The sequence below is a fragment of the Streptomyces sp. NPDC026515 genome (assembly GCF_055567595.1).
Genome location: NZ_JBVHQD010000012.1, coordinates 36,414 through 55,986, shown reverse-complemented (window position 1 = coordinate 55,986; position 19,573 = coordinate 36,414). Strand labels below are relative to the sequence as shown.

Below are 19,573 nucleotides of genomic sequence, written 5' to 3'. Positions count from 1 at the left end.
GGCGGCACTGGTCGCCGCAGCCGCGCTCATCGCCTTCTTCCCGGTCAACGTGGGCAAGCCCCCCGCTCAGAAAGCAGTGGCGGCCGACGACGACCTCGCCGCGCTGGACCTGCGCCCCACCCGCCAGACACCAATTTCAGCCGAGAGCGCCGAGGGCGACCTCCGCCACCGCGGCGAGCGAGGCCCGGTCGGGGTTGATGGCACCCAGCACCCGCAGTCCGTGGAGCGTGGCGACGAGATACCGCGCGAGGTCGCGGGGGCTGCGACCGGCGGGCAGTTCGCCCTTCGACCGGGCCTCCACGATGACCTCGTACAGCGCGTCCTCAATCGACGTGGTCGTGGCGCGCACATGGGCGGCGACCCTGGGGTCATGGGCGATGCGCTCCATCGCGGCACCCACGATGAGGCAAGCCCTGCGATTGCCGTCCTCCACGATCGTGTCGACGGTGCCGAGCAGGACCTCGCGGATCAGCTCGCGCGCCGGTGCCCCGGCGCGCAGGATGTCGACCAGGGGCACGGCGTACATCTCGCGGTAGCGATCCATGGCGGCGAGATACAGCCCCTCCTTGTTGCCGAAGGCAGCATAGAGCGACCCCCGCCCGACTCCGGTGGCTGCCACCAGGTCCTGCACGGACGTGCCCTCGTAGCCCTTGGCGCGGAAGGCGTCCATTGCCGCTTCCACTGCCGCTTCGGTGTCGAACTCTCTCATCCTGACCATGCCGACCACGGTATCCGAATCAGGAATGACCAGTCAATTAACACCGTGGGCGGCGAGCGCCACCCGTACAGCAGGTGAGTTGCTGTCCACCGGCGCCAGAAGGGAACTTTCTTGACTCTTTGTTCCAGATAGTGTGCACTAAGGGACGCGGCCAGGGAGACAGCAGCAATCCGGTCTCCGGCCGCCCCCTCACCCAGGGCATTCGCCCGCCCGGACACGCACCCCGGACACACGCACACCCGGTCAGCCGGTCAACCGGTCAGCCGGTCACTCTCAGGAGCAGGCACATGAGCACCATCGGTATCGGCATCATCGGCGCGAGCCAGCACGGCTGGGCCTCGGTCAGCCACGTCCCGGCGCTCAAGGCGCTGCCGGACTTCGAACTGCGCGCCGTCAGCACCTCGCGCCAGGAGTCCGCCGACGCCGCTGCGGCCGCCTTCGGCGTGGAAGCGGCCTTCGACAACCACGCGGAGCTGATCGCCCACCCGGGCGTGGACGTAGTAGTCGTGGCGGTCAAGGTGCCCCACCACCGGGAGCTGATCTCGGCCGTGATCGACGCGGGCAAGACCGTCTACAGCGAGTGGCCGCTCGCATTGGACGGGACGGAGGCCGCCCACCTGGTCCGCCGCGCCGAGACCGCCGGCGTACGCACTGTCATCGGCCTCCAGGGCCGCTACCACCCCGAGCTGCGCTATGCCCGGCGACTGATCGCTGACGGCAGGATCGGCCGGGTCATCGGCACCGCCATGATCGGCTCGGGCATGGTCTGGGGACCGCAGACCACCCGGGCGCACGCCTACTGGTACGACAGAACCCAGGGCGCCACTCCGCTGACCGCCGCCGCCCTGCACGCCGTTGACGCGCTCAGCGTGGCCCTCGGGGAATTCACCCACCACTCGTCCAACCTCGTCGTGGGGCGCGAGCAGGTCACCGTGGCCGAGGACGGCAGCGTCCTGCCGGTGACCGCGGCCGACCAGATCTCCCTGATCGGCACGCTGGAGGGCGGGGCGGCCGCGTCGGTCTTCTACCGCGGCGGCACCTCGCGCGGTGACAACTTCCGCTGGGAGATCAACGGCACCGACGGCGACCTCGTCCTGACCGCGGGCTGGGGGAACATGCAGATCGCCGACCTCACCTTGCAGGGGGGCTTCGGTGACGACGCCGCCGTCTCCCCGATCGAGGTACCCGCCGAATACCGCGCCGACATCCCTGAGGAGCTCGCGGGTCCCTCACGGAACGTGGCCGCGCTCTACTCGCACTTGGCACGCGACCTGCGCTACGGCACCCACACCGTGCCGGACTTCTCCTACGCCCTGGCCCGCCACCGGCTCATCGACGCCATGCAGGGCCCCTCGGTCTGACTGATCGCCCTTCGCCGGGCCCGCGCTACCCGCCGTCGGTCCGGCATCCGCAGGTGGTGATCAGGACAACCTCTGCCCACAGTGGACGAAGGCCGCGCACTCGCCGGATTCCGTGGAGCAGCCGAGCCGCATCCGCGCCGCGCCCGTCGTGCCATTCACTGGGCGCACGCGGAATGAGGGGTGCCGTGGTCCCGCAGCCGTCTTGCGACGCCACTCCCTCTGCCGCCGGGGTGCGGCACGTGAGGACCATGATCAGGAGGCATATCCGCAAGGCGTGGAAGGCCGCGTTCCCCGAGCTTGCGCACCGGACGTCCGCGGCCGCGTGAACATCAGCGATCTACACCGCCGGCTTCTCGTCGACGTCCTCGCGATCGGCACCCCGTAGCCGCCGGTGATCACCGGCGGCACGGCCCGCGACTTCGAACAGGTCCTCGATGCCGTCACCGCCGAACTCGTCGCAGGTCCCGCCATCGATTACCGACACCGACGCGAGGCCCTCGCCACCTGGACGCTGGAACCCCTGAACTGGCGTCACATACTCACCCAGCTCCCGGACCTCACCAGCCATCGATCGCCCATCAGCGCCCGGCGACTACAAAGCACAGTCGAGGCGCACCTTGACGCGATCACCGCGGCTCTGCCTCGTGCCGGCGAGCACGAACGGGCTCTCGCCATCGCCGCTGGAGAGACCGCAGCCTTGGCCGGTTGAGTGGCCTGGGACCTGGGCGAGCGCGACAGAGCCGACGTCTGCTACAGGGTCACTTCGCAGTGCGCGGCGACCGCCGGGCACCCTCCACTCCGGGCTCTGGCTCTGACCTGTGCAGCCACGGCGCTTCGTCGCCGAAGGCGAAGTTGGAGTTCCTTTCCCAAGCGGCCAACGATGTGCGAGGCCACGGCAACGCTACGGCTGCCGCCTGGGTCCTCGGCAGGCACGCGGAGGAAGCCGCGGCGGTCGGCGACGAGACGGGGCGCTCCGGGCGTTGGAGCGAGCGCGCTTCGTCTACGACTTTGCGGACCCACACCAGCGAGCAGGCGTGGGTCCGGTTCGTGACCCCGTACCGCATGGACTCGTTGGCCCTCTCCGTATACGGACAGTTGGGGCGTCCTGAACTCACCGTTACAGCCGACACCGCGGTCGGCCGCCTCGGAGACGAACTGTCGGATGGGGGTGGCGTGGTTCTCGGTGATCTCGCTTCGGCCCTGCTGCGTGGAGGTGACGTTCACCAAGGCGTCTACGTGTCACGCCAGTTCGCCGCAGCGGCTCAGGCCAAGCCCAACATGATGGGCAAGGAGCGCGCCGCGACTATCGCAGCGTCGCTCCCCGACAGCGAGCGGGAACTTGGCGTTCACCTGCGGCAGTTCGCTTCCTGACCCCCCGCGCGGCACACGGGCAAGCTCAGGATGGGAACGCCGTCGTATGACCTGTCGGCCGTCAGTCGCGTGCCGTCTCCTCGACAACCCAGGACAGGTACGCCTCCGACCCACCACTCACGGGCAGCGTGATCCACTGGGGAACCATCGTACGGGTGCTGCTCGTGCAGCCACGCCTCCAGTGCCGGGAGACGGTCCGTCGTAGTCATGTACGAGATCCGCCACTCCTGCGCCGTCTCGACCTTCCCCTTCCACCAATGGAAGGCGGTGATCGACGCATCAACGTGAACGCCCGCTGCCAGCTTGCTCCCGACCGCGCCCCGGCCCGGCGCCTTCGCCTGATCCTCGTCGTCGCTGGTCGTCTGCGTAATCACAATATCGTTGGCCGTACAACTACCTCTCCAGCTCGAATACCGCGACTCTACCCAGCCGTCAAGGGCACACGTCACGCTGCTGAAACAGCTCCGTCCCTTGCCCGTGCCGCACTTTCCGCTCGACAGACCCGAGCGTTCATACGGGTCCCCGAGTGATCGAGGCGGCGACGTCCCTGTCTGAGGGGGATCGCGGGTGGTTGCGGCAACGACATGCGGAACTCCGCGAGTGGCGGGAACACAGGCCCGCGTGCACGCCCGAATGCGTCGTGCACGGCGCGTGGGTCGGCAACGTCGACCGCACGGCGGCCGCCTGCAGCACATTTTCGCAATGGTCCTGCTGGTCGTGGCCGCCTTCATGCTTGCCGACGCCCTGACGTGATGGCGGCTCGGGCCCTCGACAACCTCGACGGCCCGCATCCGCTCGGTATCCCCGGCCGCCTACCCGTGTCCCGGGATCCTGTCGACACCCCGGTTTTGATGTCATCTACTACTTACGACGCGTCGTCAGCGGTTCACTCGCGTTCGCCTTCCCGGTCGGTGCAGATCTTTTGAGGGTCTGGCACACCTGCGGTTTTGTACGGATCGAGCCCCACGTCGCCACGGAGCCCAGCGCGGCCGACCTGCCCGTCTGTCTCTCATGGCACCCGTTCGTCCGCGTCGGCGCCGAACGGCCGGGCGTAACTGACACGGCGTAGCGGTGCTGGATTACGAACCCGCAGGTCACGCTCGTGCCAGACACCCTCAAAGGATCTGCACCCAACGCCTGGGGCCGGGACGTCGTCCCGGCCCCAGGCGTTGCCGACTACTACTACTACTGGTCGCGGTGGGTCAGTGCTGGCCGTGGCCGCCGTCACTACGACGGCGTTGGAGCGTGAACTTCTCGAAGACCGACAGCTCACCTGTGGGCGTGATGATGTTGTAGTAGGTGACGTGGATGCGGGTCATGTCACCGGGGTGACGGCCCGGGTCGACGGCGAACTCGGCGAAGCCGTAGGGATGCTCCGCGTCCCGGACGCCGATCCAGACCGCCGTCTCCTTCTCCTTGACCGAGTTGAACTTGCCGACGTGCTCCATCTGGACGTACGCCGAGTGATGCCCCTGACCGTCGGCGTCGTCGGTGGTGAAGCTGTTGTTGGTGATGCCGGACACGCCGCCACCGCCGAGGACCATGTGCGTCGTGCCGTGCGCACTGTCGATCACGTCGAGTGCGGTCTGACTCGGGTCGGGTGTGAGGGTGACGCTGCCGGGGACGACTCCACGCACCGCCAACGAGCGCTCGTAGTCGTGCTCGTGGCCACAGACCACCAGGTCGACGCCGTACTTGTCGAACAGCGGGCCGTACGCCGCGCGCAGCGCGACGTCGGGGCCGTTCGCGGCGGTCGCCGAGCTGATCATCACCTGGTGCATGCAGACCACGATCCAGTCGATGGCCTTCGAAGCCCGTGCCGACTTGAGCTCCTGCTCCAGCCAGGCGAGCTGCCGACCGCCGGAGTAGCCGTTGATGTAGATGTCGCCGCCCTCCTGCAGGGCGATGTCGTCGTTCTGCAGGGAGATCACCTTCACCGAGCCGACCGTGAAGGAGTACCAGAGGTTGTCGAGCTCGGGCTGGGTCTCGGTCGAGGGCAGTTCGAAGTAGGTCTGGTACGCGTCGAGACCGAGCTTGCCGTTGCCCAGCTCGATCTCATGGTTGCCCGCGCACGGCATCCACGGGCGGAATCGCGCTGAGCGGCTGTTGTTGGTGAGGAAGTCGCGCCAGACGCGAATGCGGTCGGGCCCGGTGTTGGCGTAGCAGAGGTCACCGTTGAGGAGGTGGAACAGCGGGCCGACCTTCTCGACGCCGGTGACGATGTCGGCAGCGGCGGGCGTGGCGTTGGGCTCGAAGTCCCGGCCCGAGGCGTCGGCCGGGTTCGCTCCCGTCTTCCACGTCACACTGGGCGCACCCTGGTCGCCGAAGCTGGTGAAGGTGAACGGAGCTCGGCCGGACGGCGCCGTGTGGAAGGTGCCGGCGTCGGGGGTGGCGCCGTCGTGCTGGGCCGCGTACAGGTAGTCGGTGTCGGCCTTGAGCTTGCTGATCAGCGCGTGATGGACCCAGACGGTCCGCCCGGAGGTGCCGTCCACGTAGGTCTTCGTCGTCGCGTGCACTGTGGAGCCGAAGCCGCCACTCAGCGTGCCGTAAACGACCCGGGGGTTCTTGACGGCCGCGTCGGTGACCCACGAGACGACCATCTGGCTGCGTGGGTCGGCGCCGAAGGTCAGGTGCAGGCCCTGGACGGGGGTGGTGGCCGAGCCGGTGGTGAGACCGGTGACCTCCGACCTCGCCGGGACCGCCTCGGCGGTTCCGGCGCCGAGGACCAGTGGCCCGGCGGCGGTGCCGGACACCGTCGCGCCGAACAGGCCGAGCGCGTTGCGACGAGAGATTCTGGTTTGCTTGGGTTCTTGGGACATTCCAGGGGCCTTTCGCGTCGTCGGGTGCAGTCGCACACCGACCGGGCAGCAGCGCTCCGAACCTGACAGGGGGCTGCGGCAGGTCAGCGGTGCGCGCACTCACGGACGCTAGGGAGCACGGTCGACCGGAGCGGTGAGACAGGTATGAACGCCAGGTGGCGGTCACCGCAACGGACGGCAATTCCCGGCGGCCTGGCCCTGTTTTGGGTAATGCCTTGGAGCGGTTGGGGTGTTCGGGCGCGCTCCCGTCAATCGTGATGAAGTCATGGGCCCGGCCAATGCGGCCGGACCCGCGCCCGTCGACCTGACGCCACCGGCTGTGGCCGACGCCGAGGAGATCGCCGCGCGGCTGGCGGCGGGGAGTGGGTGGTGGATCTGCGCAACCGGATCGCCTTCGCCGCAGGACATGTGTCGGGATCCCTCAACTTCGAGGCGGAAGGGCAGCTGGCCACCTACCTGGCCTGGCTGATCCCGTGGGGCAGGCCGGTCACGCTGCTTGCCGAGTCGTCGGCACAACTCGCTGCCGCGCAGCGTGAGCTGGTGCGGGTGGGCATAGACCGGCCAGCGGCTGCGGCCACCGGCGGGCCGGACGGCTGGGTCCGGGAGGGTGACGCGCCGGCCTCCTTCCGCCGGCGACGTTCGCCGAGTTGGCCGGGCGCGCCAGGGAGGAGGTCGTCGCCCTGGACGTCCGGCGTGGGTCGGAGCGGGCTGTCGGGTTCGTCGAGGGCTCGGTGCACATCCCGATCCACACCCTGCACCGTCGCCTCGACGAGATCACCGTGCGGATGCTGCGGTCCCGGCGGGCCGCGGAGGGCGCCGTGACCGTACGGCCGGGGCGCGCCGCGGCGGCCGGGGCCGGACTCGGCGCGGTCACCGGTTTCCTCGGTGTCGGTGGCGGCTTCCTCCCCGTACCGGCGCTGGTGGGCGTGCTCGGCATGCGGATGCGCAACGCCGTGGCCACCAGCCTGCTGGTCATCACCGTCAGCTCACTGGCCGCGCTGGCGACCCGGGCCGGTACGGTCGAGGGGCTGGACTGGGCGGTCGTGGGCCCCTTCGTCGGGGCCGCCATCCTCGGAGCCTGGGACGGGAAGAAGCTGTCCGCGAAGATCTCCGGGCACACGCTTCAGCGGATCTTCGCCCTGGTGCTGCTGGCGGTGGCCGCCTTCATGCTCGTCGACGCGCTGGTGTGAGGCACACCGTGACGCGCGCTCACGCCAGGGACAGGAACAGCTTCTCCAGCCGGGCCCGCATCGCCTCCGGGTCCTCGCCGTTCTTACGGCCGGACTCCATGTCCGTCACGCACTGCTGAAGGCCCGTCGCGATGATCGCGAACCCGGCGCGGTCCAGTGCGCGCGAGGCGGCGGCGAGCTGCGTGACGACCTCCTCGCAGTCCCGCCCCTCCTCGATCATCCGGATCACACCGGAGATCTGGCCCTGGGCCCGGCGCAGCCGGTTCAGTACGGCCTTCAGCTCCGTACCCGCGAGATCAAGCTCCACGATCACTCCTCGAAAAATACCCCTCGGGGTACTGTACGTCCCGGTTCGGGACGGCGTCGACCACCAAGGATCACACCTGCCATGACCAGTTCCCCCGCTCCCGTCGCCCTCGGCGCCGACCAGGCTGCACGAGCTGACCGTCATCGACGTGCGCACGCCCGTCGAGTACGCCTCCGGGCACCTGCCCGGCGCCGTCAACATCCCCCTCGACCACATCCGGCGTGCGCTGCCGGAGATACGGCACGCCGCCGAGCGCGGCGACGTCCTCGTCGTCTGCGCCTCGGGCGCCCGCTCCGAGAACGCCTGCAAGCTCCTGGCCGAGCAGGGCATCACCACGGCGACCCTCGCCGGCGGCACCGGTGCCTGGGCCGCCGAGGGGCACGACCTCCACACTCCGGCGGCCTGCGAGAGCCGGGCCGGCTGGAGCATGGAACGTCAGGTGCGCTTCACCGCCGGCACGCTGGTCCTCATCGGCCTCGTCCTCGGTATGCTCGTGCACCCGGCCCTCCTGTTGATCTCGGCCGGCATCGCGGGCGGCCTGGTCTTCTCCGCCGTCACGAACACCTGCGGCGTGGCGGCCGTGCTCGGCAAACTGCCGCACAACCGCCCGCGGGCGGCCGACCTGGACGCCGCGCTCGCCGTCCTCCGCAGCCGCTGAACGCTCGCCGTTCAGGGCACCGGCGCGGACCGCGCCGGTGCCCTGAACGGCAGTTCTCTCATGTCGAACGTGTGGTCGCCTTCGGGCGGACGTCGTCCATGTCGACGGCTCGGATCCTGCCGATGAGCTCCTCCAGTGCCTGCGGAGGCAGGGCGCCGGGCTGGGAGTAGAGCACCGTCCGGTCGCGGACGGCCATGAGGGTGGGGATGGACGAGATCCGGAACGCCCCGGCGAGCTCGGGCTGCGCCTCGGTGTCGACCTTACCGAAGACAATGTCCGGGTGGCGCTCCGCGGCGTTCTCGTAGACGGGGCCGAACATCCGGCACGGGCCGCACCAGGCCGCCCAGAAGTCGATCAGCACGATGCCGGAGCCGGTGACGGTCTCCTCGAAGTTGTCCTTGGTCAGTTCCACGGTCGGCAAGGGTTCCGCTCCCCTCTCTTATACCCGGTGGGGTATTGGTGTCCGTACGGTTCAACCGGCGCTGGGTCGGAGTTGTTCCACGCAACCGGCGGCAACGGTAACCAGTGCATACGCTCGAAGTCGGCCAGCAGGCCGTTGGGGCCGTCGTCCGGGTGGTCGGGACGGGCGGCCAGCGCCTCGTGGGCGCGGGCGAGTTGGCCGGCCAGCGCCTCCTCGCCCAGTCGGCGGTGGCGGGCTTCCGGGGCCGAGAGCCGGCCGTCGGCCGTCGGCCGTGAAGCGCACGTCGGTCAGCCGCAGCGGCGGGTCGTCGGTGCCGTCACGGTGGTGCCACTGGCCGGTGTGCGCGTCGAAGCGGTAGTCGGGCAGCAGTCGGTGGCCGTGCGTGGCGATCAGGTCGACTGCGTCGATGAGGCCGGCCCGGATGCGGGCCGGCCAGGCCGACGGCACACCCGGCGCCGAGGGGGCGCTCACGACTCCAGCTCTATGTCGACCTCGGGCGGCTGGTGAAGGGTGTTGTGGACCGTGCAGTGTGACGCCACGGCCAGCAGACCCGCACGGCGCTGCTCGGGCAGCTCCGGTGGAGGGGCGATCACGAGGCGCAGGGAGCCGACGCGCGCCGGGCGGTCGGCGGCCATGGTGAACTCCGCACGGACGCGCAGTCCGGCGCGGGGCAGGCCGTGCCGCTGGAGGTAGCGGCCCGAGTGGAACGCCACGCAGGCGGCCAGGGAGGCCGCGAAGAGCTCGGTCGGGGTGGGTGCGGTGTCCGTACCGCCCGCCTCCAGAGGTTGGTCGACCCGGAGGCGGTGCCCACGGACGTCCACCGTGTAGACGTCCTGCTCGACGTGGATGACCTCCAGACGATGGTCGTCCACAGACTGCGGACGGCTCGTGCCGAGGGACTGGAGTGTGCTGTCGGTCATGGCCGGCCCCTTCTCGCTGGTGTCGGCTGCTCCGGATTCCAGTCGACCGCCGAGCACGGGGGCGGGGCGAAGGGCCGACGGGGTGCGCCGAGGACCGTTCGGCCCTCGTGTCCGCCGCCACGTTGATATACCCTGCCCGGTATTTTTCCAGGGGGTTTGTACGTCTAAGCGGCCCCCCTGAGGCGTGACGGGCGCCGCCGAAGGCATACCCGGGTGGGTACCCGACTGGGCCCGAGTGGCCCATGCCCCGCTGTCATCTCCCGCACCACAGTGGAGGCATGGGCAGACACATCGTGATTCTCGGCGGCGGGACAGCGGGCACCATGACCGCCAACCGCCTGTGTCGCACGGATGACGGCCATGAACTCCGGGTCACGGTCGTCGACCAGGACGACGACCACGTCTACCAGCCGGGCCTGTTGTTCGTCCCCTTCGGTCTGGCGGAGCCGCACCACCTCGTCCGCTCCCGCCCGCAGCAACTGGACGCCGGTGTCGACTACAAGCAGGCGCGGATCGCGCGGGTCGACCTGGATGCACGGGCGGTGCACCTCGCCGGGGGCATCCGGCTGGTGTACGACGTTCTCGTGGTCGCCACCGGGGCCGAGTTGCTTCCGGAGGAGACCGAGGGGCTGACCGGAGAGGGCTGGGGCGAGAAGGTCTTCACCTTCTACGACCTGCCCGGCGCCGTCGGCGTCCATCAGGCGCTGGAGCGTTTCGACGGCGGCCGGGTCGTGATCGACGTCGCGGACCTGCCGCTCAAGTGCCCTGTTGCGCCGCTGGAGTTCGCGTTCCTGGCCGACTGGTACTTCCAGCGGCGCGGCATCCGCAATCGCGTCCAGCTGACCTACGCCACCCCGCTCGACGGCGCTTTCACCAAGCCGGTCGCGGCGAAGGTGCTGGGCGGCCTGCTGGCGGACAAGGGCATCGAGCTGGTCACCGAGTTCACGCTCGGCGAGGTCGACGGCGCCGGGGGCCGGCTGGTGTCCTACGACGAACGGGAGCTGCCGTTCGACCTGGCCGTGGTCGTGCCGCTGCACGGCGGCGCCGAGTACGTCGGCCGCTCCGAGGGGCTGGGCGACGAACTGGGTTTCATACCCGTCGACCCCCACACCCTCCAGCACCCCGACCGCCCCGAGGTGTTCGCGATCGGGGACGCGGCGGGCCTGCCGGCGTCCAAGGCGGGGTCCGTGGCGCACTTCGAGGGTGAGGTGCTGGTGCACAACATCGGCCGCTTCCTGGCCGGGCAGCCGCTGGACGCCTCCTTCGACGGGCACACCAACTGCTTCGTGGAGACCGGCTTCCACAAGGCCCTCCTGATCGACTTCAACTACGACACCGAGCCCCTGCCCGGCCACTTCCCGGGCCCGCTCGGTCTGCCGCTGCTGAAGGAGTCGCACGCGAGCCACTTCGGCAAGCTGGCCTTCGAGTGGCTGTACTGGCACAGCTTGCTCCCCGGCCGGGAAGTGCCCGGGATCGGCTCGGCCATGCCCGAGCACGGCAAACACCACGTGTCCGCCTGAGACCACGTGTCCGTCCGAGGAGAGAGGACCCCACCATGCCCACCGCCACCTACGACGGCACCGCCGTCCCCGTCGACGACGAGGGCTTCTTCACCGACCCGGCCCGCTGGACCGAGCCGATGGCCGCCCAGATCGCCCGCGAGCAGGGAATCGGCGAACTGACCGACCGGCACTGGACGGTCATCCGTTTCATGCGCGCCCAGTACGCCGCCAAGGGCACCGGCCCCACCGTGCGCGTCCTCGGCAAGACCTCCGGCGTGAGCGTCAAGGACCTCTACCAGCTCTTCCCCAAGGGCCCGGCGAAGACCGCCGCGAGGATCGCCGGGATCCCCAAGCCGCGCGGCTGCATCTGAGAAGGAGGGGTTCGCCATGGCGGACACGGTCACGACCACGATCGAGAAGGTGTCGATCATCGTATCCAAGGGTTCCCTGGAGGGGATCTACCCGGCGCTGATCATGGCCAACGGTGCCCGCGCCGAGGGCATCGAGGCCGACCTGTTCTTCACCTTCTTCGGGCTGGACGCGATCACGAAGAAGCGCTGGGAGCACATCAAGCTGGCCACGGTCGGCAACCCTGGTCTGCATCTGCCGACCCTGCTGGGCGGCATGCCGGGGGTCCCGGACCTGGTCACCCGTTACATGGAACGCAAGATGGACAAGCTCGACATTCCGCCGATCCCCGAGTTCATCGAGATGATCGCCGACACCGGCGCGGGCATCTACGCCTGCAAGGCGTCCGTCGACCTCTTCGAACTCGGCAAGGACGACCTCGTCGAGCAGGTCCAGGGCATCATCACGGTCGGCGAGTTCTACGAGCACGCGGCCGGCGGCCAGATCATCTACACCTGAGATGGCCGGCACAGGCACCGGATACGGTCTGCCGGACGGAATACGGCGTGTGTTCGCGGTGGTCGCCCATCCCGACGACGAATCGTTCGGCCTGGGCGGCCTCCTGGCCCTGCTGTCCGACACCGGCGTGCCCACGGCGGTCCTCTGCTTCACCCACAGCGAGATGTCCACCCTGCACGGCAGGCCCGGCGACCTGCGCACCGTACGCGCGGACGAACTCGCCGGCGCCGCGAGGGAACTGGGCGTAGCACGCGTGGAACTGAGTGGAACTGACTGGACATCCGGACGGCGCGCTGCACGACATCCCGGTGCCCCGCCTCGCCGCGGACGTGTCTCGCTTCATCGGCGAGCTGCCCCCAGCCATCTGCTGGTGTTCGACACGGTGGGTTTCACCGGCCACCCGAACTCCAGCGCGACCGGGAGTATCTGAGGCCTCTGGAGGGACTCGGTGAGGGGCCGGTCAGGGCGAGGGGGAGTCCCCACGCGTCGAAACGACGGGCTCGGTACCGCGCTCGGCCAGGCCGGCCTGCAGAAGGAGCAGGCGGGCCAGGTCACGCGCCTCGTCGGAGGTGAGCGCCGCCCACACACCCGGTTCACCGCCCTGGTCCCGGCCCACGTCCAGGGTGACCCGGCTGATGTGCCGGTCCGCGGGCGCGAGCCGCAGGCGCCGTACGGCGATCCTGCGCCCGCAGGTGGTCACGATGCGGCCGCCCTCGCCCGTAGGGGGACGGTCGTGTCCTGCCGTGGTCATCGTTCGCACGCTCCTTCGCCGGGTCGGTGACGGCTCCCGGGGTGTGTCGTGTCGGCTGCGACTCGGATACCTGGCGGGGTATCAGTGTCAGCGTCGTGCGAGGCAGCGTTGTTCCCCGCACGCGGCCGTCATCTCCGTACGGCGCGGACGAGCGCGTCGAGGGCCGTGCGGTCGACGCCCTCGGCGTCCTTCACCGGGCGGGTGACCGTCTCGGCCCGCAGGATGTCGGCGTACGGCCGCCACAGGTCGGCGACCTGCTCGGCGGTGTACAGCACGCGAGGATCCTGAGGACCGCCGTGGCCGTGCTCGGGGTTGGCAGCGTGATGGCCGACGAGCAGCAGGGTCCCGCCCTGGCGCACGGCGGTGGCGGCGCGGAGCAGCACCCGGGACAGCTCCGGCCACGGCAGGTGCAGATACGCGATCAGCGCCAGGTCGTACGTCGCCTCCGTCGGCGCCCAGACCGTGAGATCGGCGCGGACGGTACGCAGCCGCACACCCCGTTCCGCGGCCGGCCGATCCGCCTTCTCCAGCGCTACGCCGGAGAAGTCGACGGCGTCCACCTCCCAGCCCCGTTCCGCGAGCCAGACCGCGTTGCGTCCCTCGCCCGCGGCGAGGTCCACCGCCCGCCCGGACGGTTCCAGACCGGCCAGCTCCTCCTCGACGAACCGGTTGGGGCCGGCCTTCCAGACCAGTTCGCTGCCCCGGTAGCGCTCGTTCCAGCTCGCCGCGTCCATACTTCGCACCTCATCCCTGTCCCTCCGCGTGAACGGAATCCTCGTCCGTGTCGGTGTCGTCGTCCTGGGCCGCCGTGTCGTCCCCGGCGAGCAGATAGGGGTAGGGGCAGCCGCTGGGGTCCGGAGCGATGCAGGCGTTGCAGGGGCGGCATCGGTCGAGTACGCACTTCGGGGTCGGTCTCATGCCTCACCGCCTCTCTCGCCGAGGATGCCGGAGCGTTCGGACAGTCGCCCCGAGGCGCGCCTGAAGGCCAGAACGGGAACGTAGTGGCGTACGCGCGCGTCGGCGAAGAACGCGACCGCCTCTGCCGACGCCGTCGCCGGTGTCTGGGACGGGACGTCCGGAAACCGGCACATGAGCCGAGCCAGGACGTCCTCGCGGGTGCGCTGCTCCGCCGCGGCGCTCGGTGCGCCGGCCGGTCGGGTGTCGGGGCAGTGGCTGCCCGGCGGGACCCGGTCGGCGACGACGGAGAAGGAGATCATCTCTGCACCCCCTGAGGTATGGGCTCCGTGGTCAGGCGAGGGCCAGGAACAGCTTCTCCAGTTCGGCCTCGCTGACCGGAGGGATACGCCCCTGCTGCCGGTCGGCGAGGCACCGGCGAATCCCGCCCGCAACGAGGACCTCACTGTCTTCGAAAGTGTTTGGTGGGGGGCGGCGGCCGATGCCCGCGGCCGCCGCCCGGGAGCGCGGCGGATCAGACGTCGGCCGAGGCCGGCAGGGCGAGCCAGGCGCCGTAACCGCCGAGCAGGTCGGAGACGTCGGTGCGGCCCTTGCTGCGCAGCAGGCTGGCCGCGATGGAGGAGCGGTGGCCGCCCGCGCAGTGCACGACCACGGGACGGTCGGCCGGTATCTCGTCGATACGGCGGGACAGTTCGGCCAGCGGGATGTGCGACGCCCCCTCGATGAAGCCCTCTTCGCGTTCGCCGGTGTTGCGCACGTCCAGCACCAGCGGAGGTTCGTCGCCGTCGAGCAGCCGGCGCAGTTCGTCGGCGGTCAGGCGGCTGGCCTGCTCCATCTCGTCGGCCAGGGCGGGGAAGGCGCCCTCGGGTTCGCGCAGATAGCCGCCGACCTTGTCGAAGCCGATCCGGGCGAGCCGGGTGACGGCCTCCTCCTCCCGGTCCTGCGGCGCGATGACGACGACCTCCTGCTCGGGGCCGACGACCATGCCCGCCTGCTCGGCGAAGCGGCCGTCCGCGGGCACGTTGACCGCGCCGCGCAGATACCCGGGAGCGAAGTCCTGCGGTGAGCGGGCGTCGACCACGACCGCCCCCGCCGCGCGCCGCGCCATGAACTCCTCCACCGACAGCGGCCGGGGCGCGGCGGCCGCATCGAACAGACCGTGCTCCTTGCGGTTGAGGATGGCGTCGTAGACGAAGTAGGCGGGAGCGGCCGGCTGGCCTGCTGTCACCAGCTCCACGAACCTCTCCTCGCTCATCGGCCGGCAGGCGTAGTTGGTGGCACGCTGCTCGCCGATGGTGGACTGGCGCTGGGTGGAGAGGTTCTTGCCGCAGGCGGAGCCGGCGCCGTGGGCGGGGAAGACCCGCACGGCGTCCGGGAGGGCCATCAGTTTGTTCTGGATGCTGTCGTAGAGCATCTTGCCGAGTTCGTCGGCGGTCACGCCGATCGAGGCCAGCAGGTCGGGCCGGCCCACGTCGCCGATGAACAGTGCGTCCCCGGTGAGGACGCCGTAGGGGACCGCGTCGTCGGCGTGCTCGTACACCAGGACGCTGATCGATTCCGGTGTGTGGCCCGGGGTTTCGAGGATCCGCAGCTGGACGTCGCCGAGGCTGATGCGTTCTCCGTCGGTCAGCTTGCGGATGGGGTACTCCGCCTCGGCGCGCTGCCCGTAGCCGATCCAGGCGCCGGTGCGATCGGCGAGTTCCAGGTGGCCGGCGAGGAAGTCGGCGTGGAAGTGGGTGTTGACGACGGCCTCGATGGTGAAGCCGTGGGCGGCTGCGTCGGTGAGGTATTCCGAGACGTCGCGGCGCGGGTCGACGACGACGGCCTTGCCCGTGGTCTCGTCGGCGATCAGGTACGACGCCTGGGAGAGGCAGTCGAGGTAGTACTGGGCGAAGAACATGGTCGGATGACCTCCATGCCGAATGGGGTTAATTACCCCGGGGGGTATGTAAGAAGTGTCTGGTCCGTTCTTGTCGGAGGGCGGGCTGGTGGTCGGCCCGGGTCGGGGGAGGCCCGGGCCGACCGGTCAGAGGCGGCCGGTGAGCATGCCGTGCCAGTACACCGGCGGCAGGCCGTACCGCTTGAACGCCCACATCGTGCGCCGCTCCTTGAACGGGCTGATCAGTGGGAAGCTGGGCGTCGGGTTGAGGTCGTAGTCGAACTCGGCGAGCAGCATCCGGTCGCGGGCGGTCACCAGAGGACAGGAGGTGTAGCCGTCGTAACGCCGGGACGGGGAGCGTCCGTTCATCACGTCCAGCAGGTTCGCCGCGACCACCGGGGCCTGCTTGCGTACGGCCGCGCCGGTCTTGGACGTGGGCAGGTTCGCCACGTCGCCGAGGGCGAAGACGTCTCCGTACGACGGGTGCTGGAGGGTGTGTTTGCCGGCGGCGACGAAGCCCTGCGGACTGGCCGGGTCGGCGAGCGGGCTCGCCTTGACCCAGTCGGGGGCGCTCTGCGGCGGCACGGCGTGCAGAAGGTCGTAGCCGATGGTCTCCTTCGTGCCGTTCGCGTGGTCGGTGACCGTGACCTCGCGGCCGTCGCCGTCGACGGCGGTCATCTCCGAGCGCAGCCGCACCTCGATGCCGTACCGGTCGGCCACCTTCTCCAGGACCCGTGACCAGGCGGGCACCTTGAACAGTGCCGGATCGGGGACGACGAGGATGATCCGGATGTCGTCGAGGACCTTCTGCCTGCGCCAGTGGTCGGCGGCCAGGTAGGCGATCTTCTGCGGGGCGCCGCCGCACTTCAGCGGAGACGCCGGGTGCGTGAAGACGGCCGTACCCGAGCGCATCCGCCTGATCAGCTCCCAGGTGCGCGGGGCGTACTCGGGCGCGTAGTTGCTGCTCACCCGGTCGTGGCCGACGGCTTCGGCGAGGCCCGGTACGCCGTCCCAGTCGAGTTGGAGGCCGGGCGCCATGACCAGGTACTCGTAGGTGAGTTCGGCGCCGCCGGACAGGGTCACCGTGCGGGCCTCGGGGTCGACGGCCAGGGCTCGGCGGCGGATCCAGCGCACGCCGTCCGGTATGACCGACGCCTCGGGGCGGCGGGTGGTGCTCAGAGGGGCCTGGCCGCCGCCGACCAGGGTCCACAGTGGCTGGTACCAGTGGGTGTCGGACGGTTCGATCAGGGTGATGTCGCTGACGCCGGCGCGGCGGAGGCGGGCGGCGACGCTGATGCCGGCGCTGCCACCGCCGATCACGGCGATTCGGTGACGACCGGAGATCGGGGCGTCGGTGGGAGAGGGTGTTGCGGCCAAGGCGGGGCTCCTTTCCGGCTGGCCGGTGTGCGGGCGGCGGGGGTCAGGAGGCGTGCTCGTGTGAACCGGCCGCGACGGGGCGGCCGCCGCGAGCCCAGGCGCTGGTGCCGCCGGTGACGGAGCAGGCGTCGACGCCGTGGGAGTCCATCCAGTCGGCGGCGGTCCTGCTGCGGTTGCCGCTGGCGCAGATCACGTACACCTGTCGTCCGGCGGGCAGTTCACCGCACCGGGTGGGTACGGTGCGCAGCGGCATCGGCCGCGCGCCGGGGACGTGCCCGGCCGCATACTCGTCCGCCTCCCGTACGTCGACCACGAGCGCGCCGTCGGCCCAGGCCGCCGCGAACGGCTCCTGCGCAACTTCACGAGCCACTTCGTTGCCTCCTCAATTACCCCAGGGGGTATCTCTCCGGTGAGAGTACGACCGTCGGCGGAGGAGCGTCAAATACCCCAGGGGGTATTTGCCTCCGGGGTGAGTGGCGGCTTGGTGACGGCGTCGCGAACGAGCTGGGCCCCTGTGCGGTGAACCTGGGGAGCTGGAGGGCCATTCGTGTCCCGCCGCTCGGTCCGGAGCCCGTCGTGACCGTGCCGCCGTGGGTGGTGACCAGTTCCTTGACGACGGCGAGGCCGGTGCCGCCGCCTTAGGCGCGAGCCCGTGCCCCACGCCACAGGCGGTCGAGACCTGCGGCAGCTCGTCGGCGGGGATGCCGGACCGGTGTCGGTCACCTCTACGAGTGCTTCGGCGGCAGTGGCGGGCGGTGTTGCTGAGCGGGTTGCCGAGGGCCTGGTGCAGATGTGGTAGGACGGCGATTGGGGCTGGACCGGCTGGCTGGTAAGCGGTGGTCACTTGCTCGCCGGTCCTGGCGTTCCAGCGAGGCATGATCGGCGACAGGAAGGCTTGCCGCCGAGGCTGTGGTCTTCGGGTCGTCCGCCGTGGGATCGAAGCCGGTCCATGCGCCGTTCGCGATATGCAGGTGCAGGCGGCGCCGCTGGAGGACTCCCCGGATCTGGATAACGGCCGGGCGGGCAGCGGCGCGCCCAGGTATAGGCCGAAGCCTGTAACCGGCTGGTCCGGTGGCCGTGGATCCCGACCCACCGCACGAGCCCGAGCACATCATCCACCAGGCCACCTCCGCCGTGGCCACGCTCCGGCCGTCACCCAGAAGGCGGACGGCGCAACCTCGGTTTCCGATGGCGCAGGCGTGCATAAGTTACTCGGGAAAACGGCTCGATCGGGGCCATGACTACGCTCCATCCGATGATCGGAGTTGATCAGCTCGCGTCGCGATGCCCGTCAGGACGGCGTTTTCATCGTCATATGCCGGAACCCCCTCACGCGGTCACCGGGCCGCGTCCGGCAGAGGAGAGAACCATGCGCCCTGGTCGCATAGCCGCCGCTGCCCTCGCCGCCGCAACGATCTCCCTGACCGCTCTCGCCGCGCCGGCGAACGCGAGGCCAGCACCGACGGGCACACCCGGCGCGTCACCGAGCTGCACCATGCAGCGGTCGTCCACCCCCACGATGTCGATGACCTGCATCATGCCGATGCCGTCCGGCATGGCGATGCCCTCCGGCATGACGATGCCGTCCGGCATGGCGATGCCTTGCACCATGACGATGTCGTCCGGCATGACAAAGCCGTCTGCCATGAAAATGACCTGCACCATGACGATGCCGTCCGCCACGCCGACGACGTCGATTCCGCCCACCCCTCAAGGGGTCGTCAAAGCCGGCGCAGGGGGCAGCGTCAACAGTTCGGCGCCCGTGCGGATAGCGGCCGGGGCCGCGTTGGTGGTCCTCGCGGGCGGCGGCGGTGCGTTCGTGACCATGCGGCGCCGCGGTAGTCGGAAGGTCTGACCCCGCCATCGCCGGACACCTCCACGGCGCCCACATCCGCACACTTCGCCCGTGTCTATGTCATCCACGTCGGCTGACTCGCCCATCGCTGCCAGGCCGTCCCCCCAGCAGGGCGGCCTGCGTTTCAACCGCCGCTGGGACCGACCACGGTCACAGGCCGACCTCCGGATCGTCCATGGACACCGTGCACAGCGGGCGGTGGCCCTTCTCGTTCAGCGTGCGAGTTCGCGTGCGGAGTCGATTGTGATGGAGCCCGTAGGAGTTGGCCGCAAAGCTGCGGGCCGGGGAAATGTGCGCCAAGGCATCGGCGTCCAGGCCCTGGTCCGGCGTGAGCCGAACCGGCGTCATCAGATCCCGCGGACCCTGTTGGAGCAGTCCTGTCCGCGGTCGATGTCCTTGACTCCGTCGTGCAGCTGAAGCGGGCCGGCGACAAGGCCGACTACATGGGCTTCACCGTCATCGGCGCCAGGACCTTCCTGGGCAGCGGCCACCCGGCAGAGGCAACCGGAGGCGACGCCGACCGCGGCCTGATCGAGTCCACCGCTGAGCGCCAGACGGGCATGCTCCGCCCGCGCCAGTACCTCGGCACTCGCACTGCTCAGCGGGCTCACCACGATCTGCCCGCCGGTCCGCTCACCGGCCCGCTCGCTCATGAACCGGAC

General features: G+C 70.0%; 23 protein-coding genes and 3 pseudogenes. 9 read left to right on the top strand and 17 right to left on the bottom strand.

What is annotated here, in order from left to right:
• Positions 1 to 136 precede the first annotated feature (136 nt).
• A complete protein-coding gene (locus ACZ4O3_RS25170) occupies positions 137 to 718 on the bottom strand; it encodes a TetR/AcrR family transcriptional regulator (RefSeq protein WP_467724357.1) in 582 nt (193 codons plus the stop codon).
• Between the two features lie 287 nt (positions 719 to 1,005).
• Between ACZ4O3_RS25170 and ACZ4O3_RS25165 the strand changes: the two genes are divergently transcribed.
• Positions 1,006 to 2,079, top strand: a complete 1,074-nt coding sequence (locus ACZ4O3_RS25165) for a Gfo/Idh/MocA family protein (RefSeq protein WP_467724355.1) — start codon at positions 1,006 to 1,008, stop codon at positions 2,077 to 2,079.
• Positions 2,080 to 2,416: 337 nt separating this feature from the next.
• On the opposite strand, the gene ACZ4O3_RS25160 is transcribed toward ACZ4O3_RS25165, so the two are convergent.
• On the bottom strand, positions 2,417 to 2,647 hold the full coding sequence (locus ACZ4O3_RS25160; RefSeq protein ID WP_467724550.1) for a hypothetical protein: 231 nt from the start codon (positions 2,645 to 2,647) through the stop codon (positions 2,417 to 2,419).
• Between the two features lie 9 nt (positions 2,648 to 2,656).
• On the opposite strand from ACZ4O3_RS25160, the pseudogene ACZ4O3_RS25155 reads away from it, so the two are divergent.
• Positions 2,657 to 3,450, top strand: a pseudogene (locus ACZ4O3_RS25155) (transcriptional regulator); the annotation flags it as partial.
• Positions 3,451 to 3,511: 61 nt separating this feature from the next.
• On the opposite strand, the pseudogene cutA reads toward ACZ4O3_RS25155, so the two are convergent.
• Together cutA and ACZ4O3_RS25145 are read right to left on the bottom strand one after the other, a co-directional pair.
• A pseudogene (gene cutA / locus ACZ4O3_RS25150) lies at positions 3,512 to 3,824 on the bottom strand (divalent-cation tolerance protein CutA).
• An 828-nt stretch (positions 3,825 to 4,652) separates the two neighbouring features.
• Positions 4,653 to 6,269, bottom strand: coding sequence for a purple acid phosphatase family protein (locus ACZ4O3_RS25145; protein ID WP_362714821.1), 1,617 nt, complete (start codon positions 6,267 to 6,269; stop codon positions 4,653 to 4,655).
• A 265-nt stretch (positions 6,270 to 6,534) separates the two neighbouring features.
• On the opposite strand from ACZ4O3_RS25145, the pseudogene ACZ4O3_RS25140 reads away from it, so the two are divergent.
• Positions 6,535 to 7,459: pseudogene (locus tag ACZ4O3_RS25140) on the top strand (TSUP family transporter); the annotation flags it as partial.
• Positions 7,460 to 7,478: 19 nt separating this feature from the next.
• Here the strand turns inward: ACZ4O3_RS25140 and ACZ4O3_RS25135 are convergent.
• Positions 7,479 to 7,766: a metal-sensitive transcriptional regulator gene (locus tag ACZ4O3_RS25135; protein ID WP_362714818.1), complete on the bottom strand. Its 288-nt coding sequence runs from the start codon at positions 7,764 to 7,766 to the stop codon at positions 7,479 to 7,481.
• Between the two features lie 148 nt (positions 7,767 to 7,914).
• Here ACZ4O3_RS25135 and ACZ4O3_RS25130 point away from each other — a divergent pair, with 148 nt between their 5' ends.
• Positions 7,915 to 8,424: a rhodanese-like domain-containing protein gene (locus tag ACZ4O3_RS25130; RefSeq protein ID WP_467724353.1), complete on the top strand. Its 510-nt coding sequence runs from the start codon at positions 7,915 to 7,917 to the stop codon at positions 8,422 to 8,424.
• Positions 8,425 to 8,482: 58 nt separating this feature from the next.
• Here ACZ4O3_RS25130 and ACZ4O3_RS25125 read toward each other — a convergent pair whose 3' ends face one another.
• Positions 8,483 to 8,845, bottom strand: coding sequence for a thioredoxin family protein (locus tag ACZ4O3_RS25125; RefSeq protein WP_467724351.1), 363 nt, complete (start codon positions 8,843 to 8,845; stop codon positions 8,483 to 8,485).
• A 104-nt stretch (positions 8,846 to 8,949) separates the two neighbouring features.
• Between ACZ4O3_RS25125 and ACZ4O3_RS25120 the strand changes: the two genes are divergently transcribed.
• Positions 8,950 to 9,120, top strand: coding sequence for a hypothetical protein (locus ACZ4O3_RS25120; RefSeq protein WP_467724349.1), 171 nt, complete (start codon positions 8,950 to 8,952; stop codon positions 9,118 to 9,120).
• Between the two features lie 192 nt (positions 9,121 to 9,312).
• Here the strand turns inward: ACZ4O3_RS25120 and ACZ4O3_RS25115 are convergent, their stop codons facing one another.
• Positions 9,313 to 9,765 carry an OsmC family protein gene (locus ACZ4O3_RS25115; RefSeq protein WP_467724347.1) on the bottom strand — a complete coding sequence of 151 codons (453 nt, stop codon included), beginning with the start codon at positions 9,763 to 9,765 and terminating at the stop codon, positions 9,313 to 9,315.
• A 278-nt stretch (positions 9,766 to 10,043) separates the two neighbouring features.
• On the opposite strand from ACZ4O3_RS25115, the gene sqr reads away from it, so the two are divergent.
• The 4 genes from sqr to ACZ4O3_RS25095 are packed head-to-tail and all read left to right on the top strand — an operon-like array spanning position 10,044 to position 12,564.
• Entirely contained in the window at positions 10,044 to 11,285 is a 1,242-nt protein-coding gene (gene sqr, locus ACZ4O3_RS25110) for a type III sulfide quinone reductase, selenoprotein subtype (RefSeq protein WP_467724346.1), read from the top strand.
• 35 nt (positions 11,286 to 11,320) lie between these two features.
• A complete protein-coding gene (locus ACZ4O3_RS25105; protein WP_362727250.1) occupies positions 11,321 to 11,638 on the top strand; it encodes a TusE/DsrC/DsvC family sulfur relay protein in 318 nt (105 codons plus the stop codon).
• A 16-nt stretch (positions 11,639 to 11,654) separates the two neighbouring features.
• Positions 11,655 to 12,134: a DsrE/DsrF/DrsH-like family protein gene (locus tag ACZ4O3_RS25100; protein ID WP_362727252.1), complete on the top strand. Its 480-nt coding sequence runs from the start codon at positions 11,655 to 11,657 to the stop codon at positions 12,132 to 12,134.
• A gap of 1 nt (position 12,135) precedes the next feature.
• Positions 12,136 to 12,564: a PIG-L family deacetylase gene (locus tag ACZ4O3_RS25095; RefSeq protein WP_467724344.1), complete on the top strand. Its 429-nt coding sequence runs from the start codon at positions 12,136 to 12,138 to the stop codon at positions 12,562 to 12,564.
• A 30-nt stretch (positions 12,565 to 12,594) separates the two neighbouring features.
• Here ACZ4O3_RS25095 and ACZ4O3_RS25090 read toward each other — a convergent pair whose 3' ends face one another.
• The 10 genes from ACZ4O3_RS25090 to ACZ4O3_RS25045 form a co-directional block, all read right to left on the bottom strand.
• Positions 12,595 to 12,885 (bottom strand): hypothetical protein, encoded by a 291-nt coding sequence (locus tag ACZ4O3_RS25090; RefSeq protein ID WP_362727257.1) that lies wholly within the window; start codon positions 12,883 to 12,885, stop codon positions 12,595 to 12,597.
• A 128-nt stretch (positions 12,886 to 13,013) separates the two neighbouring features.
• Positions 13,014 to 13,619 (bottom strand): class I SAM-dependent methyltransferase, encoded by a 606-nt coding sequence (locus ACZ4O3_RS25085; protein ID WP_467724342.1) that lies wholly within the window; start codon positions 13,617 to 13,619, stop codon positions 13,014 to 13,016.
• Between the two features lie 10 nt (positions 13,620 to 13,629).
• Entirely contained in the window at positions 13,630 to 13,803 is a 174-nt protein-coding gene (locus ACZ4O3_RS25080; RefSeq protein ID WP_362727261.1) for a hypothetical protein, read from the bottom strand.
• Positions 13,800 to 14,102, bottom strand: coding sequence for a three-helix bundle dimerization domain-containing protein (locus ACZ4O3_RS25075; protein ID WP_467724341.1), 303 nt, complete (start codon positions 14,100 to 14,102; stop codon positions 13,800 to 13,802). Before ACZ4O3_RS25075 ends, ACZ4O3_RS25080 begins: the two co-directional genes overlap by 4 nt.
• 212 nt (positions 14,103 to 14,314) lie before the next feature.
• Positions 14,315 to 15,700 (bottom strand): MBL fold metallo-hydrolase, encoded by a 1,386-nt coding sequence (locus ACZ4O3_RS25070; protein ID WP_467724340.1) that lies wholly within the window; start codon positions 15,698 to 15,700, stop codon positions 14,315 to 14,317.
• A gap of 126 nt (positions 15,701 to 15,826) precedes the next feature.
• A complete protein-coding gene (locus ACZ4O3_RS25065) occupies positions 15,827 to 17,056 on the bottom strand; it encodes an NAD(P)/FAD-dependent oxidoreductase (RefSeq protein ID WP_467724338.1) in 1,230 nt (409 codons plus the stop codon).
• A gap of 43 nt (positions 17,057 to 17,099) precedes the next feature.
• Positions 17,100 to 17,426, bottom strand: a complete 327-nt coding sequence (locus ACZ4O3_RS25060; RefSeq protein ID WP_467724337.1) for a rhodanese-like domain-containing protein — start codon at positions 17,424 to 17,426, stop codon at positions 17,100 to 17,102.
• Positions 17,427 to 17,442: 16 nt separating this feature from the next.
• A complete protein-coding gene (locus ACZ4O3_RS25055; RefSeq protein WP_467724536.1) occupies positions 17,443 to 17,661 on the bottom strand; it encodes a hypothetical protein in 219 nt (72 codons plus the stop codon).
• Positions 17,662 to 18,385: 724 nt separating this feature from the next.
• The gene (locus ACZ4O3_RS25050; RefSeq protein ID WP_362723609.1) at positions 18,386 to 18,763 is read right to left on the bottom strand and encodes a hypothetical protein; all 378 of its coding nucleotides are present in this window, start codon (positions 18,761 to 18,763) and stop codon (positions 18,386 to 18,388) included.
• 495 nt (positions 18,764 to 19,258) lie between these two features.
• Positions 19,259 to 19,564, bottom strand: coding sequence for a hypothetical protein (locus tag ACZ4O3_RS25045; protein ID WP_362723606.1), 306 nt, complete (start codon positions 19,562 to 19,564; stop codon positions 19,259 to 19,261).
• Positions 19,565 to 19,573 lie beyond the last annotated feature (9 nt).